Annotated in this window: 1 protein-coding gene and 1 pseudogene; both read left to right on the top strand. The window is 72.6% G+C overall.

The genetic code is table 11. The features are described 5' to 3' along the window. Nucleotides 1-1828: hypothetical protein (locus tag VIB11_RS04675; protein WP_332028835.1), on the top strand; the 1828-nt coding region annotated here is incomplete at its 5' end. Continuing rightward, nucleotides 1825-2055 (top strand): annotated as a pseudogene (locus tag VIB11_RS04670) (hypothetical protein); the annotation flags it as partial. The gene VIB11_RS04675 and the pseudogene VIB11_RS04670, both read left to right, overlap by 4 nt.

The raw sequence follows: 2055 nt of genomic DNA, 5'->3' as shown, positions 1-2055 counted from the left end.
GGAGCAGCCACCGGCACCGCTCGAGCCGTTCGTCGCCAACCCGCAGACCAGCGTCTACGAGCAGTACGGCTACGCCGGCCTGACCTGGCACACCTACGACCTCGGCTGCGGCGGAGGCCTGCGCGACACCGACGCCACCCTCGACACCACGGTTGGCAACGCCTTCCTCGCGGGCGCCGTTTGGACCACCTCTGCCGCGAACGGCCTGCACAACAAGGTCAGCCGGCCGGCGCAGTACATGGCGCCGCTGGACGACGTCGTCGCCACCGTCACCCAACGGCTGCACGACTCCATCTGGAGCCCGTGGGGCGGTGCCGCCCTGCTCGGGGTCGCGGCGCTCCTGCTCTTCTACTCCACCTCCGGCCGGCTCTCTGCGGTCACCTCCGCCGCCGCCTGGGCGGTGCTCGTGCTCGCCGTCGTCGCCGGCATCGGGCAGTACCCCACCCGGGTCGCCTCCTTCTTCGACGACTCAGTCACCTCGACGATCGCCGCCGTCAACGCCAGCAGCGCGGGACTGTCGAGCCTCCCCGAGACCGCTGACCCGGCCCGTGCTCAGGGCGCCCTCCTGGTGGACCGGATCGCTTACGACGCGTGGGTGCGCGGCGAGTTCGGCTCGGGTGACAGCGCGGCAGCCCGCGAGTGGGCCCCGGCACTCTTCAAGGCCAGCGCCTTCACCTGGGCCGAAGCCGAGCAGGCCCAAAGGGACCCCGAGGCGGGCAAGCGGATCGCCGAGCGCAAGGCCGAGAGCTGGAAGTCCACCACCGCGGAGATCCAGGAGCAGGACCCAGTCGCCTACGCCTACGTCCAGGGCAAGGGCGGCGGACGGGCCGGGACCGGGCTCATGGCGTTCCTCGGCGCCCTCTTCACCGGGCTCTTCCGCCTGGTCGCCGACCTCTTCGTCTTCGCCGGCCTGGTGATGCTGCGACTGCTCGTCATGTTCTTCCCCGCCGCCGCGGTCATCGGCGTCATGGCCCCCATGTCGGGCATCGTCCGCCAGATCGCCAACATGGCCGGCGCGTCCGTGGTCAACGTCGTGGCGTTCTCCGTCGGCTCCACGATTCACACCACGGTGATCTCGGCGATCCTGTCCCGGGCCACGGACACCGGTATGGGCTTCCTCGCCCTCGTGCTCTGCGTCGTCGTGACCCTCGCGGCCTTCGTCCTCCTCCTGCCCCTGCTCAGCTTCACCCAGATCCTCGGGCAGTCCAGCCACGGCCAGCGCCTGCTCAAGCGCAGCGGCAAGCGACTGGTCGACTACGTCGTCGTCCGCAAGGGCAGCGGCGACGGGACCAAGGACGCCCAGCAGCACCAGCAACCGGCCAGTGAGCCCGAGGAACCGGCCGAGCGGGATTGGACGCCCCGTCAGGTGCGGCGGGTCAACCTGCCATCGGAGGCCTTCGGCCGGCCCAGCCCCGTCTTCACCGCGATCCCCGAGCAGGAACGCGTCCTGGCGGGCACCGTCGCCGCCCGGGCCGAGCTCGAACCTGCCCGTCACCCGAGCCCGACAACCACGGCGCGGCCCACCACGCCCGCCACCTCCCCCGGCGGCGACTCCCGGCCCGACCCCGCGCTTGACCTCGCCGGCGCCACGTCGACCGACCGTGCGGCATACCCGGTCACCACGCCGAGCCAGCCGGTGCCGGTGATCGAGGGTGTCGTCGTCGACAGCGCCCCCACCTCGGTGCGGCGGCTGGAGAACCTCGCCCCCGTGCACGACTCGCACCACGAGGTCCGCCCGGACGGCGTCGGCCCCCGCATCTACGACCCCGAGACCAAGCAGACCGTGCTCAGCGTGCAGCGGGCCGCGGAGGAGGACGGCCGGCGATGAGCGGCGAGCTGGGCCGGGTGCTGCGGTGGCCACTGTGGTCGTGGCGCAACCTCACCATCACCGCCGTGGCACTGCTCGCCCTGCTCGCCTTCGTCGGCCGCGCCACGGACGGTCGCGCCTCCTCACTGCCCGCCGCTGCCCCCTCCACCACCAGCGCCGAGACCACCGCGGCTGCTCCGCAGCCCTCGACCCCCGCCCCGACCACGACCACCCAGACCCCGCCAGCA

Source organism: Pedococcus sp. (assembly GCF_036554925.1).
Taxonomy (GTDB): Bacteria; Actinomycetota; Actinomycetes; order Actinomycetales; family Dermatophilaceae; genus Pedococcus_A.
The sequence above is the reverse complement of the archived record's forward strand: the minus strand, read 5'-3'. Positions and strand labels throughout refer to the sequence as shown.